Annotated in this window: 16 protein-coding genes; 5 read left to right on the top strand and 11 right to left on the bottom strand. The window is 76.5% G+C overall.

Features of this window, described 5'->3' with window-relative positions:
• Positions 1 to 98: 98 nt before the first annotated feature.
• The gene (locus J5O08_RS10055; RefSeq protein WP_218706703.1) at positions 99 to 674 is read right to left on the bottom strand and encodes a sigma-70 family RNA polymerase sigma factor; all 576 of its coding nucleotides are present in this window, start codon (positions 672 to 674) and stop codon (positions 99 to 101) included.
• Between the two features lie 107 nt (positions 675 to 781).
• Positions 782 to 1,411 carry a nucleotidyltransferase family protein gene (locus J5O08_RS10050; protein WP_147794384.1) on the bottom strand — a complete coding sequence of 210 codons (630 nt, stop codon included), beginning with the start codon at positions 1,409 to 1,411 and terminating at the stop codon, positions 782 to 784.
• 59 nt (positions 1,412 to 1,470) lie between these two features.
• Between J5O08_RS10050 and J5O08_RS10045 the strand changes: the two genes are divergently transcribed.
• On the top strand, positions 1,471 to 2,250 hold the full coding sequence (locus J5O08_RS10045; RefSeq protein WP_217614473.1) for an endonuclease/exonuclease/phosphatase family protein: 780 nt from the start codon (positions 1,471 to 1,473) through the stop codon (positions 2,248 to 2,250).
• A gap of 78 nt (positions 2,251 to 2,328) precedes the next feature.
• On the opposite strand, the gene J5O08_RS10040 is transcribed toward J5O08_RS10045, so the two are convergent.
• The gene (locus J5O08_RS10040) at positions 2,329 to 2,775 is read right to left on the bottom strand and encodes an ATP-binding protein (protein WP_239198962.1); all 447 of its coding nucleotides are present in this window, start codon (positions 2,773 to 2,775) and stop codon (positions 2,329 to 2,331) included.
• Between the two features lie 179 nt (positions 2,776 to 2,954).
• Between J5O08_RS10040 and J5O08_RS10035 the strand changes: the two genes are divergently transcribed.
• The 3 genes from J5O08_RS10035 to J5O08_RS10025 all read left to right on the top strand — a co-directional run bounded on the left by J5O08_RS10035 (position 2,955) and on the right by J5O08_RS10025 (position 7,055).
• Positions 2,955 to 4,583 (top strand): DHA2 family efflux MFS transporter permease subunit, encoded by a 1,629-nt coding sequence (locus tag J5O08_RS10035; protein ID WP_218706702.1) that lies wholly within the window; start codon positions 2,955 to 2,957, stop codon positions 4,581 to 4,583.
• A 141-nt stretch (positions 4,584 to 4,724) separates the two neighbouring features.
• Positions 4,725 to 6,710, top strand: coding sequence for a DUF222 domain-containing protein (locus tag J5O08_RS10030; RefSeq protein WP_218706700.1), 1,986 nt, complete (start codon positions 4,725 to 4,727; stop codon positions 6,708 to 6,710).
• A gap of 99 nt (positions 6,711 to 6,809) precedes the next feature.
• Positions 6,810 to 7,055 carry a hypothetical protein gene (locus J5O08_RS10025; protein WP_147794388.1) on the top strand — a complete coding sequence of 82 codons (246 nt, stop codon included), beginning with the start codon at positions 6,810 to 6,812 and terminating at the stop codon, positions 7,053 to 7,055.
• Between the two features lie 56 nt (positions 7,056 to 7,111).
• Here J5O08_RS10025 and J5O08_RS10020 read toward each other — a convergent pair whose 3' ends face one another.
• The 6 genes from J5O08_RS10020 to J5O08_RS09995 form a co-directional block, all read right to left on the bottom strand.
• Positions 7,112 to 7,969 carry a MurR/RpiR family transcriptional regulator gene (locus J5O08_RS10020; protein ID WP_218706699.1) on the bottom strand — a complete coding sequence of 286 codons (858 nt, stop codon included), beginning with the start codon at positions 7,967 to 7,969 and terminating at the stop codon, positions 7,112 to 7,114.
• Positions 7,953 to 8,825, bottom strand: a complete 873-nt coding sequence (gene phnE / locus J5O08_RS10015; protein WP_218706698.1) for a phosphonate ABC transporter, permease protein PhnE — start codon at positions 8,823 to 8,825, stop codon at positions 7,953 to 7,955. The genes J5O08_RS10020 and phnE (J5O08_RS10015) overlap by 17 nt, the downstream gene beginning before the upstream one ends.
• The gene (phnE, locus tag J5O08_RS10010) at positions 8,822 to 9,661 is read right to left on the bottom strand and encodes a phosphonate ABC transporter, permease protein PhnE (RefSeq protein WP_308281529.1); all 840 of its coding nucleotides are present in this window, start codon (positions 9,659 to 9,661) and stop codon (positions 8,822 to 8,824) included. The genes phnE (J5O08_RS10015) and phnE (J5O08_RS10010) overlap by 4 nt, the downstream gene beginning before the upstream one ends.
• Entirely contained in the window at positions 9,658 to 10,413 is a 756-nt protein-coding gene (gene phnC, locus J5O08_RS10005) for a phosphonate ABC transporter ATP-binding protein (protein ID WP_218706719.1), read from the bottom strand. The genes phnE (J5O08_RS10010) and phnC overlap by 4 nt, the downstream gene beginning before the upstream one ends.
• An 80-nt stretch (positions 10,414 to 10,493) precedes the next feature.
• Positions 10,494 to 11,468, bottom strand: coding sequence for a phosphate/phosphite/phosphonate ABC transporter substrate-binding protein (phnD, locus tag J5O08_RS10000; RefSeq protein WP_374225965.1), 975 nt, complete (start codon positions 11,466 to 11,468; stop codon positions 10,494 to 10,496).
• A gap of 2 nt (positions 11,469 to 11,470) precedes the next feature.
• Positions 11,471 to 12,271, bottom strand: a complete 801-nt coding sequence (locus tag J5O08_RS09995) for a hydrolase (protein ID WP_218706696.1) — start codon at positions 12,269 to 12,271, stop codon at positions 11,471 to 11,473.
• A 200-nt stretch (positions 12,272 to 12,471) separates the two neighbouring features.
• On the opposite strand from J5O08_RS09995, the gene J5O08_RS09990 reads away from it, so the two are divergent.
• Positions 12,472 to 13,233 carry an amino acid deaminase gene (locus J5O08_RS09990; RefSeq protein WP_218706695.1) on the top strand — a complete coding sequence of 254 codons (762 nt, stop codon included), beginning with the start codon at positions 12,472 to 12,474 and terminating at the stop codon, positions 13,231 to 13,233.
• Between the two features lie 10 nt (positions 13,234 to 13,243).
• Here the strand turns inward: J5O08_RS09990 and J5O08_RS09985 are convergent, their stop codons facing one another.
• Together J5O08_RS09985 and J5O08_RS09980 are read right to left on the bottom strand one after the other, a co-directional pair.
• On the bottom strand, positions 13,244 to 13,669 hold the full coding sequence (locus tag J5O08_RS09985; protein ID WP_218706694.1) for a PspC domain-containing protein: 426 nt from the start codon (positions 13,667 to 13,669) through the stop codon (positions 13,244 to 13,246).
• Between the two features lie 158 nt (positions 13,670 to 13,827).
• On the bottom strand, positions 13,828 to 14,547 hold the full coding sequence (locus tag J5O08_RS09980; RefSeq protein WP_218706693.1) for an HAD-IA family hydrolase: 720 nt from the start codon (positions 14,545 to 14,547) through the stop codon (positions 13,828 to 13,830).
• Positions 14,548 to 14,718 lie beyond the last annotated feature (171 nt).

Here is a 14,718-nt window from a genome sequence, read left to right as displayed (position 1 = left end):
TCCGCCGGTGCGGCGCGGGGCGCGTCCACCCCCTCTGTGTCGCCGGCCCGGCGGGCCTTGCACGGGCGGCGCCGGCGGACCCACGCGCGCGCGGGCGGTCAGTCCGCCGCCCACGCCTCCCGGAGTCGCGAGCGGGCGCGGGACAGGGCGGCGTCCGCCCCGCCGCGGGACAACCCGAGCACGAGCGCGAGGTCGTCGCCCGTCAGGCCCTCCCAGGCGGTGAGCAGCAGCACCTGGCGGTCCCGGGCGCTGAGCCGGGCGAGCGCCTCGCGCACCCGCTCGTCGCGCACGGCCAGGACCGCGGGGTCGTCCGGGTCGGGCTCGTCGGGCACGGTCTCCACCGGTACCGGGCGGCCCTTGCGGCGGTGGTTGGCGAGGACGAAGCCCGCCGTCCGGTAGAGCCACGGCAGCTCGTGGCCGTCCGGCACCTCCGCGCGCCGGCGCCAGGCGACGGTCAGCACGTCCGCCGCGAGGTCCTCGGCGTCGTCCGCCGCACCGCGGCGCAGGAGGTACCGGTGCACCGCCGTCGCGTGCCGGCTGAACAGGTCCTCGAACCACGGCTCGTCGCGCGGCCCGGTCGCGGCGGGGGACGGCGCGGGCGCGTCCGTCCCGGCGACGTCGTCCGACCCCTCGGCGGCGTCCGTCCCGGCGGCCGGCTGCTGAGCGCTGTGCACGCGTTCCCCTCGCGTCGGTGGCGAGGCGCGCGCGTCGGCGCGCGCCTGTGCCACCACTGTGTCGCGTCGGGGCCGGTTCTTGCACCCGCCTCGCGAACGCTCTCGGGTCAGCGGTCCGCGGGCCCCACCGGCGAGACGCCGAGCTCGTGCACGAGCAGCAGGAACGCCCGCCCGTACGGCGTCCCGGCGGTCTCCGCCCGCACCCGGTCCCAGTCGATCTGCTCGCGCAGCGCCCGGACCATCGCGATCATCCGCGTGAAGTCGCAGTAGTGCTCCCCGAGCACCCGCATCTTCGCCGAGATGATGTCGGTGGCGTCGAGCACCGGCATCCGGACCGCCAGCACCTCCATGACGTCCGAGCGCGCGAGCATCTCCCGCGTGATCGGCTCGCCGACCATCCGGAACAGGATGTCGACCAGCGCCCCGTGGTGGAACGCCTTGAACAGCCAGTTCTCGGGCGGGTCCTGCACGTCGAGGCCGGCGGCGGCGAGCGCGGCCCGCGCCTGCGGCACGTCCTCCTCCGAGATGGCGAAGTCCGCGTCGTGGTCGGGCTCCGGCGCACCGCGGGCCCAGGCGGCGTACCCGCCGACCAGGGCGAACGGGATCCCCGCCTCCTCCAGCGCGACGGCCGCCATCCGGAGGGCGTCCTGCAGCGCGGTGCGCGGGTCGGGCGGGTCCGCGGCGCCGGGTCCCACCTCGGCACCCACGGCGGCTGCGGTCGCGGCGTCGGAGGTCATGCCCCCGGAGTCTGCACGACGACGCGCGCGTCCGCAGGGCGACGGGAAGAATCGCCGACGTGCGACTCGCGACGTTCAACATCCTGCACGGGCGGAGCCTGACCGACGGCAAGGTGGACCTGGACAGGTTCGCCTCGGCCGTCCGGGGGCTCGACGCCGAGGTCCTGGCGCTCCAGGAGGTCGACCGCGACCAGCCACGGTCGCACGGCGCCGACCTGACGGCCGTCGCGGCGGAGGCGATGGGCGCGCAGGCGCACCGGTTCGTCGCGACGCTGCACGGCCACCCCGGCACCTGGACCGCCGCCACCGGCGAGGACCAGCCGGCGATCGCCGCCTACGGCATCGCGCTGCTCAGCCGGCACCCGGTCAGCGCCTGGCGGGTGCTGACGCTGCCGACGCTCCGCCGCCGGGTGCCGATGGTGCACCGCGGGAACCGGCGGCCTTCGCTGGTGCAGGACGAGCAGCGGGCCGCGCTCGCCGCGGTCGTCGAGACCCCGGACGGCCCGATCACCGTCGTCGCGACCCACCTGACGTTCATCACCGCGTGGAACGTCGTCCAGCTGCGGCACCTCGTGCGGGCGTGCCGGGGCCTGCCGAGGCCGCTGGCCGTCACGGGCGACCTCAACCTCGAGGGCGCGACGCCGGCGCGGGTGTCGGGGTGGCGGTCCGTCGGGCGGGTGAACACGTTCCCCGTCGAGGTCCCGGACCGGCAGATCGACCACGTGCTGCTCGACGGGCCGGTCGTGCCGTCGAGCGAGCCGGTCGCCGTCGACACCGGCATGTCGGACCACCGCGCGCTGGTCGTGGACCTGGCGCTCGGCGGGGGTCGCGCGGGCTGACCGGGGCGCACCCGTCCCGGGCGCGCCGCCGCGGGGGCGCCGGGGGTCGGTCCGCCTCGGGGTCAGTCGGCCTCGGGGTCAGTCGGCCTCGGGGTCGACCAGGAACCAGACGGTCTTGCCGTCGGCGCCGTGCTCGTCGACGCCCCAGGTGCGGGACAGCGCCTCGACCAGCGCCATGCCACGGCCGCTGACCGCGGTCGGCGCGGGGTGCTGCACCTGCGGGCGCGCGGGGCTCTCGTCCGTCACCGCCACGCGCACGCCACGGTGGTCGATCCGCACGGCCACGCGGACGCGCCCGTGCTCGGGCCCGTGCACGACGGCGTTCGCCACGACCTCGCCGGTCAGCAGCTCGATCACCTGGTTCGCCGACCCCGACACACCCGACGCGGCCACCCGGTGCATGATCCAGTGCCGCGCCGCGCGCGGGGCCGACCGACGGGCGTCCAGGACCAGCTCGTCGTGCTCCGCGCGCGCGTCAGCACGCCTCGCACCCGGCGCCGAACGAAGGTCCCTGACGTCACCCACCCGCCTACTGTGCCCGACGCGGCGCGTGTCCGCTGACCGAACGACACGCCGGGTAGGGGTTCCCCCACCCCCGCGGGGGTGCCCGTCGGGGGTCGTCGGTCGTACTGTCGCAGGGCACGGCGGGCGCCCGACGGGTCTTCCGGGGGCGGCACCGACGGCCCGAGCCGCAGGGAGGTGACGTGCCCGCCGACGCCCCCGACCGCGCGCCCGCGGGCCTGGTGCTGCGCTCCCCCGCCGGCCGGGGGACGCTGCTCGCGACGGTCCTCGGGTCCGCGCTCGTCTTCCTCGACGGCACCGTCGTCGGGATCGCCCTGCCCGCCATCGCCGACGAGCTGGGCGCCACGACCGCCGGGCTGCAGTGGACGGTGAACGGCTACGCGCTCACCCTCGCGGCGCTCCTTCTGCTCGGCGGGTCGCTCGGCGACCGGTTCGGCCGACGGCGCGTGTTCCTCATCGGCACCGTCGCGTTCGCCGCCGCCTCGGTGCTCTGCGCCGTCGCCCCGACCGTCGGGCTGCTGGTCGCGGCGCGCGCGCTGCAGGGCGTCGGCGGCGCGCTGCTCACCCCGGGGTCGCTGGCGATCCTCCAGGCCACGTTCGTGGCCGGCGACCGGGCGAAGGCCATCGGCGCGTGGTCGGGGCTGAGCGGGGCCGCCGGGGCGGTGGCGCCCTTCCTCGGCGGCTGGATCGTCGAGCAGGTCGGCTGGCGCTGGGTGTTCGGCATCAACATCCCGCTCGCGGCGCTCGTGGTCGTCGTGGCCGTGCGGTTCGTCCCCGAGTCCGCGGATCCCGAGGCCTCCGGGCGGCTCGACGTCCTGGGCACCGTGCTCGCGGGGATCGGGCTAGGCGCCCTGACCTGGTCGCTCACGGCGTGGTCCGAGGCGGGGACACCGACCGGGCCGGTGCTGGCCGTGGGCGGGGCCGGGGTGCTCGCACTGGCCGGGTTCCTCGTCGCCGAGGCACGCTCCGACCACCCGGCGCTGCCGCTGCGGCTGTTCCGCTGGCGGCCGTTCGCCGCGGTGAACCTCGCGACCCTGCTGGTCTACGCCGCGCTCACCGGCATCTTCTTCTTCCTCCCGGTCACGCTGCAGGTGGTGACGGGCTGGTCGCCGCTGGCCGCCGGCATCGCGTCGCTGCCGGTCACCCTCCTCATGCTGCTGCTGTCGGCGCAGGGCGGAGCCCTCGGCGCCCGGATCGGCCCGCGGATCCCGATGACGGTGGGGCCGCTCCTCGCCGGCGCCGGGGCCGTCCTGCTCGGCGGCATCGGGCGGGACGCGCACTACCTGCTCGACGTGCTGCCGGGCGTCCTGCTGGTCGGTGTGGGCCTCGTGCTCACCGTGGCGCCCCTCACCGCCACCGCGCTCGCCGCGGCGCCCGACCACCTGGCCGGGGTGGCGTCCGCGACCAACAACGCCGTCGCGCGCGTGGCAGGGCTGCTCGCCGTCGCGGTGCTGCCCCTGGTGGCGGGGGTCGGCGCGGGGCTGTCCGACCCGGACGTGCTCGCCGACGCGCACCCCGTGGCGATGCTGGCGTGCGCCGGGCTCATGGCGGCGGGGGCGGTGGTGTCGGCGATCGCGATCCCGGGATCCGCGGCGGAGGTGGCGCCGCCGGTGTCGACGGGGACGGATGCGGCGACGGGGACGGCGAAGGCGGCGGGGACTGCGGCAGGGGACGCGGCAGGGGCGGCGGCGGCGGACGGGGCGGGGACGGCGCCGGGGGACGCGGCGCGGACGGAGAAGGCGCGAACGACGGGTTCGGAGGAGCCGCCGAGCGCGCCCGCGGGGCCTGTCGGCGGAGAGGCCCGCGGCTGACCGCTCGGTACGGCGGTGGCGCGCTCGGGCGCGGGCGTCGTGCGGGCGCCGAGTCGTCCACAGGTGCGGTGGCCGTGCGTCGTCCCCAGGGCGGGTGTCGGCCGCCGGGGTCGTGTCGGTGGCCGTCGGTAGTGTCGTTCCATGGCAGCTGACCTGCAGGAACACCCCGACGGCGACCCGATCGCCGACGCGGTGCTGCCGGTCTACGGGCCCGACGGGACCTGCCTGACGGACTTCGGCCCGGACCCTGTCATCGCCGCAGGTGGAGCGCCGCGCACGAGCGAGCAGCGGCAGATCGAGGCGATCCGTTCCTGCCCGCCCGGACCCGAGCTGGATGCCTGGTTGCGGGGTCTGGACCCGAGCGTGCTGTCCTCGACGATCGTGGTCGAGGTGATCGCCGCGCAGACCCGGATCGAGTCCTACCAGCACGCCCGGACCCTCGGCCTGATCGCCGAGCTGGCCTCCCGGGAGGAGATGAGCCCGGAGTGGTCGCCGCTGGCCGGTGCGCCTCCGACGCACGCGTGCGTGGCCGGCGACGAGCTGGCGATGCGGCTGGGCTGGCCGCGGGTCACGGCGACGAAGACCGTGCACCGGGCCCTCGTGCTCGACGGGATGCTCGGCGCCACCCGCGAGGCGTTGGAGGTCGGGCACCTCGACCCCGCCAAGGCCCAGGTCCTGACCGCCGAGCTGGCGGACCTGTCGTTCCAGGTCGCGCACGCCGTCGAGGACGCGGTGCTGCCGGACGCCGACCAGTGCTCGGTCGCCGAGCTCCGGCAGCGGGTGGCGCGGGAGATCCGGCTGGTCGACCCCGAGGGCGCCGCGAGTCGCCGGGAGCGCGCCCGGTGCACGAGGAGGGTCTCCCACCCGCGCCCGCAGCCGGACGGCATGGCCTCCATGTGGCTGGTCCTGGACGCGGCGGACGCGCTGCGCGTCGACGGGGTCCTGACCCACGCCGCGAAGACCGCCAAGGCCCTCGGCGACGACCGCACCCTGGATCAGCTGCGCGCCGACGGGCTGCGGGACCTGATCGTGGGCGATGTGCCGGAGTCCGATGGTCCGGCGTTCGAGGTCCACCTGTCCCCGGCGCTGCCGGTCCCGTCGGAGCCGAAGCGGTCGTGGAACGGGGAGACCTTCACCGACCGGGACGGCGTGGTGCTCACCCGCCCGGTCGAGCCGATCCCGATCGCCACCCTCACCCCGCTCGGCGACACCGCCACCGACTCCACCACCGATGCAGTCGCCGGCGCGGGCCGCCCTGCCTCGCCGTCCGGAGCGCCCGACGCATCAACCAGGACCGCGTCCCGGACCGACACGGCAGCCCAGACCGGCACAGACGTCGAGCCCGGCGCCGGCGTGGCGATCGACACCGGCACAGTCATCGACGCCGGGGTGGAGACCGACCCCCCGACCAGGACCAGCCACGTCGCCACCGCGTCGAGCGCACCGTCCGAGGCCACGTCGTCGGGCGCACCGTCCGGAGCCAGCGCGCCCGCCGTCGCGGTCACCGCGCCCTCGCTCGTGCCGAGCGCCGCCGCCACCTCACCCGCGCCCGCGCGTCGCGGCTGCACCCGCTGCTCCGGCCGTCCGGGCGCCGAGGTCCGCATCACCATCCCCGCCTCCACCCTGCTCGGCCTGGACGACCAGCCCGCGCACCTCGACGGCCACGGCCCCATCGACGCCGTCCAAGCAAGAGCCCTGGCGATCGGCGGGGTCTGGCAGCGCGTCGTCACCGACCCGCTCACCGACCGGGTCCTGGACGTCGGCCGCGAGCGATATCGACCACCCGCCGTGCTCGCACAACTCGTCCGCGTCCGAGACAAGACGTGCGCCGCACCCGGCTGCGTGGCCCCGGCGTGCGCGTGCGAGCTGGACCACACCCAGGAGTTCCACCCTCAACCCGGTGGCGATCCCGACGCGCCCCTGGGCGGAACCGACGCCGACAACCTGGGCCCCCTGTGCCACCGGCACCACCGCCTCAAGACCGACGGCGGCTTCCGGCTGCGGCAGATCGAACCCGGGCTCTACGAGTGGATCACCCCCACGGGGCACCGCTACCTCACCCGGCCGGGCACCGGGCAGAGCCACGACGCCACCGCCGATCCCCACGACGCGCCACCCCCGTTCTGATCCGGGTGCCCGCGCGCGGCTCGGGCCAGGACCCCCAGGGATCGAGCGCAGAGGTCACCGCCACGGCCCGTGTCGGTGCCGTCGGGCACCATGTCCCCCATGCCCGACTACGTCGCCCACCTCACCGTTCCCGACGTGCCCGACGACGAGACCCGCGCCGGCATGGCCGACGCCCTCGGCGCGCTGCGCGACGACGCCCCGGACGGGTTCGCCGGCGGGCGGGTGACATTCGACCTGCGGGGCGAGGCCCCGGACCTCGAGACGGCGGTTCGTGCCGCGAACACGCACGCAGCCGAGATCCTCGACGACCTCGCGTGGGAGGTCGAGGTCGAGGTCCTGGGCTGACGCCCTCGCCGTACCGCCGCGCCCCTCGCCGCGCAGCCGCGCGGCGCCGCGCAGGCTCAGTCCGCCAGGTTGTCGCTGAGGATGTCGAGCACCCGGTCGTGCGTCGCCTGCGCGACCGCCCCGGACCGCGCCGCCACGACCCCCACCAGCGACTCCACGAGCACGGCCAGCGCGATCCGCGAGGTCCGCTCGAGCTCGTGCTGGAAGGTGGTGGCGGCGGGCGCGACGACGAGCTCCACGTCGGCCAGCTCGCCCAGCGGCGACCCGCGGAACGACGTCACGGCGACGACGGCGGCACCCCCCTGCCGCGCCGCCCGCGCGACCTTGAGCGTCGCCTCGCTGGCGCCGGACCCGCTGAGCACCACGCAGCCGTCCCCGGGCGCGAGCCCGCGCGCGGCGATCTGCTGCCCGATGGAGTCGGCGACGAAGTCCGCGGGTCGCCCGACGGCGGTGAGCCGCATGGCCATGTCGGTGGCGAGCGGCGCGGACAGGCCGTTGGCCAGGACGAGCAGCCGCCGGGACCCGGTGAGCACACCGACGGCGCGCTCGACGGTGTCCTCGTCGAGGACCGCCGTCACCTGCGGCAGGGCAGCCGCGAGCGCCGCGATGTCCGCTCGTAGCCGGCCGAGGGCGCTCGATCCGTAGTCGACCTCCTCGTCCCGGTGGGCGAGCTCGGCCGCGAGCGCCACGCGCAGCTGCGGGTAGCCCTTGTAGCCGATGGCCTGGCACGCGCGGACGACGGTCGACCGCCCGACGCCGACGCGGTCGGCGACCTCCTGGGCGGTGCTCTCCACGACCCGCTCGGGCTGGTGCAGCACCTCCTCGAGGACCCGGCGCTCGCTGGCGAGCACGCTGGGCAGCGCGGTGGCGATCCGCACCGTGGGGTGCGCGACGACGTCAGGGCTGGACGGCACGGGCACGGGCTCCCTCCATGATCCGGCGGCGCAGGGCCCCGGACGCGGCGTCGATCGCCACCGTGACGACCACGACCACGATGAGCAGCACGCCGACCGTCGACCACTGCCGGTACTGCGTGTAGGAGGTGAGCATGTCACCGATGCCGCCGACGCCGATGAGGCCGAGCACGGCGGACGAGCGGACGTTGATCTCGAACCGGTAGAGCCAGAAGGACCCGAACGCGGGCAGCACCTCGGGCCAGACGCCCCAGCGGAGCACGTGGGCGCCGGATCCGCCGGCGGCGCGGACCGCCTCGACGGGGCCGCGGCCGATGCCCTCGATCGCCTCGTAGCCCCACTTGCCGAGGGTGCCGACGCCGTTGACCGCGAGCGCCAGGGCGCCGGTCAGCGGGGTCAGGCCGGTGACCGACAGGATGACGATGGCGATGATGATCTCCGGCACCGCGCGGATCACCGCGAACACGAGCCGCAGCGCCCCGCGCACCGGTGCCGGGCCGTGGCCCCGGGCGGCGAGCAGGCTGAGCGGCGTGGCGATCAGGATGCCGAGCACCGTGCCGAGCCAGGCCATCGCGACGGACCGCCAGGTCTGCCACAGGGCCTCGGGCAGCGCCGACCAGTCGGGCGCGCTGAACATGAGCCACAGGTAGCGGACGACCTCGGACGGCAGGTCGGCGAGCCGGCCCCAGGAGATGTCGACCGACCAGAACGCGGCGACGACGACCACCACGACGGCCGCGGACAGCGCCCGGAGCGCGAGCCGGGACGGGCGCGGCGGTGGGACGACGGCGCCGGTCAGGGCACCCCGGACGCGACGGTCGGCGGCGGGCGCGGGCGCCGGGGCGGGGGCGGTCACAGCAGCCTCCGGCGGGCGGCGCTGCTGACGGCCTCGAGGACGAGCACCACGACGAGGATCTCCAGGATGATGAGCGAGAGCTGGTCGTACCGGTAGAACGACCGCACGGCGTCGATGAGCAGGCCCATGCCGCCCGCGCCGACCAGGCCGAGCACCGACGACGCGCGGACGTTGAGCTCCAGGACGTAGAGCAGCTGGTTCCAGAAGCCGGGCATCATGTCCGGCACCGCGACCGAGCGGTTCACCTGCAGCTGGGTGCCGCCCGCCGCGCGCGCCGCCTCGAGCGCGCCGGTGTCGGCGGCCTCCAGCTGCTCGGAGACGAGCTTGACGACGATGCCGACGTCGAACAGCACGAGGGCGAGGATGCCGGGCAGCGCGCCGACGCCCACCATGGCGACGAGCACGGACGCGTAGAGCAGGTCGGGCACGGCCCGCACGACGTTCAGCACGCCGCGGACGACGCCGCGCAGGACCGGGTGCGGGTTGGTGGTGCGGGCGGCCCACAGGCTGAGCGGCAGCGAGACGACGCCGGCGACCGCCGTGGCGATGACGGCCATCTGCAGCGTCTCGAGCAGCGGCTCGACGGTGCGCGGGAAGAACGACCAGTCCGGCTGGAGCAGCGCGACGATCTTGTCCGCGCCGTTCCGCCAGTTCCGGGCGAGCGCGCCGAGGTCGACCTCGACGCCGATCCCGGGGGCGAGCGTGAGCGCGGTGACGGCGAGCACTCCCGCCCAGCCGGCGGCGGCCTTCCACCGCCCAGCGGGGCGCCGGGGCGGCACGAGGGCGGGGCGCGCGGGGCGGACCCCGGCCGGCGCGGCGACGTCGGCGGCGCTCACGAGCCGAGCACGTCGTCGGGGCGGATCGACCGGCCGTAGATGTCCTCGAACACCCGGTCGCTGGCGTCGGCGGCGGGGCCGTCGTAGACGACCTGCCCGGCCCGCAGCCCGATCAGCCGCGTCCCGTACTCGCGGGCGAGGTCGAGCAGGTGCAGGTTCACGACGACGGTGATGCCGAGCTCGCGGTTGACCCGGCGCAGGTCCGCCATGACGCCGTGCGCGGTGGGCGGGTCGAGGCTGGCGACCGGCTCGTCGGCGAGGACGGCGCGCGGCTGCTGGGCCAGGGCCCGGGCGATCGCGACGCGCTGCTGCTGGCCGCCGGACAGGTGCGATGCGCGGTGCCAGGCCCGGTCGAGCATGCCGACCCGGTCGAGCGCCTCGTACGCGACGGCCTTGTCCTGCGCGGTGTGCGCGCCGAGCAGCGTGCGCCAGGTCGGCGCGTGCGCGACCCGCCCGACGAGGACGTTCTGCAGCACGGTGGCGCGGCCGGCCAGGTTGAAGCTCTGGAAGATCATCCCGACCTCGCCGCGCAGCGCGCGCAGCGCCCGGCCGCGGGCCGCGGTGACGTCGTGGCCGCCGACCTCGACCCTGCCGGAGGTGACCGGCACCAGGCCGTTGAGCGTGCGGATCATCGACGACTTGCCGGAGCCGGACAGGCCGACGACGGCCACCATCTCTCCCGGCTCCAGGTCGAGCGAGACGCCGTCGAGGGCGGTCACGCCGTTCGGGTACCGCACGACGACGTCGCGCATCCGGACGGGCCACGGCGCGGGCACCGCAGCCGCGGCCGAGGCCACGGCAGCGGTGCCCGGAACGGCCCGGAGGCCTGCGCTCACTGCAGGCCGAGCTTCTCCGCCGCGCGGGCGACGACGTCGAGCGACGCCGGGTCGGCCGGGGCGAGCTTGGAGATCGAGTAGATGTCGGTGAGCACCTGCGAGCCCTCCTCGGTGTTCGAGAAGTCCTCGAGCGCCGTGGTGATGCGGTCCTGGAGCTCCGGCGACAGGGAGGACGCGAGCGCGACGCCGTCGTTCGGGATCTCCTCGGTCAGGGCGAACACGACGACCTTCTGGCCGACGTCCGGGGCGTCCTTGGCGACGATCGTGCGGGCGTCCCAGAACGAGAAGCCGACCTCGGCGTCGCCGTTGTAGACGGCCAGCACGGAGGCGTCGTTCGCGGTGACGGGCAGCTGCTCGATGTCGGCGTCGGTGTCGAGGCCGGCCTCCTGCAGCGCGAGGACGGGGTAGATGTAGCCGGCCGGGGAGGCCGGGCCGAGCAGTGCCACCTTCGCGCCCTCGACCTTCGTGATCGAGTCGAGCCCCGCGGGGCCCTGCAGCGCGTCGGCGCCGTTGCAGAACAGCATGCCGTCGCGCTCGACCGGCTCGTCCTCGCAGTACTTGTCCGGGTTGTTCGTCATGAACTGCGCCGGGTAGGAGATGTTGCCGTTGCGCTCGGTCTGCAGCACGACGCTGGCGTCGTACATGTCCGAGGCCTGCCAGAGCTGCAGCGACGGCAGGAAGCCGATCTGCGCCTGGTCGGCGCCCATCGCCTCGACGGCCGCCTGGTAGTCCTTCGACACGACGCCGGTGACCTCGATGCCGAGCTCCTCGGTGAGGTAGTCGGTCAGGGGCTTCGCGGTGTCGACGAGGCCGTCCTGGTCCTGCGAGGGGACCAGCGCGAGAGTGAGCGACGTGGGGTCGGCGGCGGTCTCGGCGGCGGACGGCGTGGCCTCGGCGTCGCCGGAGCAGGCCGACAGGGCGAGCGCGGCGACGGCCAGCAGGGCGGCGCCGGGCAGGACGTGCTTCGACATGGTCATCCTTCGGTCGTGACCCGGGCGGGGACCCGGGCGGGCTGGGGCTGGGACGGTGCGGTGCGCCCGTCCGCGCGGACCCACTCCCGGAGCGCCGGGTACAGCGCCGGCAGGTCGGGGACGGTCCACGTGGGGCGGGCCTCCGGCGGCGGGCGCCGGGAGATGAGGGCGGTCGCGTGACCGCGGGCGGCGACGGGCGCCAGGTCGTTGGCCCAGACGTCGCCGACGCTGAGCGCGCGCACCGGGCCGGCCGGGGCGACGCCGAGCCGGTCGAGCACCGCGGCCATGCCGGCGGGCTTGCCGACCTCGGTCAGCACGCCGTCGAGCAGGCCGGCCAGGCCGAGCGCGGCGAGCGTCTCGGGGAGCCGGATGGCGGGGGCGTTGGTGGCGAGGACGACGGTCGCCTCGGTCCGCACCTCGGCCAGCACCGCGGCCAGCCCGAGCGGCGCGGACACCGGGGCGTCGTCGGTGCCGAGCGCGTGCCGGCTCGCGAGGTAGGCGGCGGACAGCGCGAGCGGGCCGACGCCGTGCTTCTCCGCGAGCACGCGGACCAGGTCGTAGCCGTCGAGCGGCAGCAGGCCGTCGGCGGAGGCGCCGCGCGCGTCGGACCTCCCCGCGCCGCGGCCGGCGGGGACGGGGTCGCCGAGCCCCTCGACCGCGGCGGTCGCCTCGGCCAGGAACGCCCGCCGGGCGTCGGGGTCGAGGCTGGACGCCGCGGCGCGGGCGTAGGCGTGCACCGGCCCGTGCCCGACGGCGACGGTGCCGTCGAAGTCGAGCAGGAGGAGGGTGTCGGTACGGCTCACGGGTCGCCTGACGTGCGGGGGCGGATCGCCCGGTGGGTCACGCCCGTCTGGACGCACCGTCCACGCTAGGGGTGCGTTCTGGACGAGATGACCACGACCGCGTGAACAACGGCGAACGGCGGGTGAACACTCGTGGGGAGCGGGGACGTGCCGCCGCTCCGACCGCCGGCCGGGCGCACCGGCGGGGCTAGCGTGCGGCCGTGCCTCGCGACGCCCGCCCCTCCCCCGCGCCCTGCGGTCCCGCGCCGCTCGACGCCGTCGCGCTCCGCGCGCTCGACGCCGAGGCCCTGCGCGCCCTGGACGCCGCCGCCCGGGCCGCCGCCGACGACCCCGACGGCGCCCTGCACCTCTCGGGCCCCGTCGGCTGGCTCGCCGCGCAGGTCGACGCCGACCGCGAGCGCGGGACGTTCGGCCGCTGGGGGCGGTCCTCGGTGGTCGACGAGCTGACCGGCGCACCCGTCGTCCCCGGTCCGGTGCTCGCCTGGCTGCAGCGCCGAGCGGGTCTGCCGGTCGAGTTCCCCGGCGCGGACGCCGGCCTGGCGCACGTGTACGGCTACCTGCTCTCGACGGCCGCGACGCCGTTCGGGCTCAAGCGGGACCGGTGGACCGGCGGCGCGCTGGCGGGCGCGCTCGGGCTCGACCCGCGGCACCTGCTGCCGTGGCACCGGCCCGACGGGCGCACGCTGCTGGAGCGGGTCACCGACGCGGTGCTGCCGGTGCTGGCCGACCCGGACGCCGGCGCGCTCCTGGTCCGGGACGACGCCGTCCTGGGGACGGCCGACGCCCTGCGCACGGTGGTGGTCCGTGCGCAGGGCGTCGGGGGCGGGGCGCTGGTCTACGGGTGGGTCGGGCCGGGCGGCGTACGCCCGGTCACCGCGTTCCCCGTCGACGCGTCCCCGCGGTGGCTCCGCGAGACCGGGTCCCTCCCCCCGGTCCCGCGGTACAACGTGCTGGTGCCCTGATGGCCTGCCGTCAGCGCGGGCCGTCGGCGGGGTCGGCCGGCGGCTGCGGGGTCGTGGGCGGGGTCGTGGGCGGGGTCGTGGGCGGGGTCGTCGGCGTGGCCGGCGGCTGCTCGCCGTACGGGTACGGCTGCGCGTACGGCGCCTGCTGCGGCGCCGGGTAGCCCTGCGGGCGCGCACCGGGGAACGCCTGCGCGTACGCGCTCGGACCGTGCACCCGGGCGACCCAGTCCTCGCCCGGCATGAAGATCCACAGCAGCGGGTAGATCAGCAGCGGGCTCCCCGGCAGCACGATCAGCACGATCAGGAACAGCCACCGCATGGGCCAGGCGTCGATGCCGAACCGCCGCGCGAGGCCGGCGCAGACGCCGCCCAGGACCCGGCCGTCCAGCGGCCGGACCAGGCCGCTCCGCCACAGGGACTCGTAGATGCCGGTCATCGTGGTTCTCTCCCGTCGTGCTGCCGCGTGCGCCGCGGTGCTCCGCGACACCCCCTACGGTGCCGGTCCCGCTCGCGCGGCACATCCGGGACGGACCCTGGCCGGACCCTGAACCGCACCCTGACCGGCTCCGTGCCCGCCCCGGAGGCCGCGGAGGGTCAGGCCCGCCGCACCCGCACGCCCGCGCCCGTCACCTCGAACCGCACCGCCGACAGGTCGTCGACCACCAGGTCCGCCCCGCCGCCCGGCCCCTCGGCCTCGGTCGTGCGCAGCGCGAGCACGGCCGACCCCGCCGCGCGCCCGGACCGGACCCCGGACTCCGCGTCCTCGACCACCAGGCAGCGCCCGACGTCCGCACCGAGGCGGGCGGCGCCCGCGCGGTACGGCTCCGGGTCGGGCTTGCCGCGCTCGACGTCGTCGGCGGTGACGACAGTCGCCGGGGCCGGCAGCGCCACCGCCGCGATGCGCGCGGCGGCCAGGCGGGCGCCGCAGGAGGTCACCACCGCCGCGCGGCCGGCGGCGCCACCGGACGCGCCGAGCGCCGCGAGCGCCTCGACCGCGCCCGGCAGCACCTCGATGCCCTCGGTGTCCGACACCTCCAGCTCGACCACCCGGGCCAGGGCCGACGCCCGCTCCGCAGCGTCCCGGTCGGCGAGCAGCAGGTCGAGGATGTCCCGCGCCGGCACGCCGTGGTACCGGAACGGCGACAGGTCGTCGGTGGGCATCCCGTACTCGCCGGCGAGCCGCAGCCAGCACCGCTCGACCGAGCGCGTGGACGAGATGAGCGTGCCGTCCATGTCGAACAGGACGGCGTCGAACACCTCGTCGAGCACGTCGCGCGCGGGGGCGGGGCGGGGGTCGGTGGTGGCGGTCGTCATGCCCCGAGCCTCGCACGACCGGCCCGCCGGCGGGCGCCTCAGGCCCACCTCACCGGCCGCCTCAGCCCGCGGCCGGCCGCCTCAGGGGCGCCTCAGGCGCACGGCCGCATGATCCGGTCCCCCGGACTGGTCGGTCGACCGATCCGGCGCCCCCGACCTCAGCACCAGGGT

The organism is Cellulomonas sp. PS-H5, assembly GCF_019265565.1.
Taxonomy (GTDB): Bacteria; Actinomycetota; Actinomycetes; order Actinomycetales; family Cellulomonadaceae; genus Cellulomonas.
The sequence above is the reverse complement of the archived record's forward strand: the minus strand, read 5'-3'. Positions and strand labels throughout refer to the sequence as shown.

Excerpts from the sequence above, each read along its gene's own strand:
- J5O08_RS10050 (WP_147794384.1), bottom strand. The coding sequence starts at position 1,411 with ATGACCTCCGACGCCGCGACCGCAGCCGCCGTGGGTGCCGAGGTGGGA.
- J5O08_RS10030 (WP_218706700.1), top strand. The coding sequence starts at position 4,725 with ATGGCAGCTGACCTGCAGGAACACCCCGACGGCGACCCGATCGCCGAC.
- J5O08_RS10025 (WP_147794388.1), top strand. The coding sequence starts at position 6,810 with ATGCCCGACTACGTCGCCCACCTCACCGTTCCCGACGTGCCCGACGAC.
- phnC (WP_218706719.1), bottom strand. The coding sequence starts at position 10,413 with ATGCGCGACGTCGTCGTGCGGTACCCGAACGGCGTGACCGCCCTCGAC.
- phnD (WP_374225965.1), bottom strand. The coding sequence starts at position 11,468 with ATGTCGAAGCACGTCCTGCCCGGCGCCGCCCTGCTGGCCGTCGCCGCG.
- J5O08_RS09985 (WP_218706694.1), bottom strand. The coding sequence starts at position 13,669 with ATGACCGGCATCTACGAGTCCCTGTGGCGGAGCGGCCTGGTCCGGCCG.
- J5O08_RS09980 (WP_218706693.1), bottom strand. The coding sequence starts at position 14,547 with ATGACGACCGCCACCACCGACCCCCGCCCCGCCCCCGCGCGCGACGTG.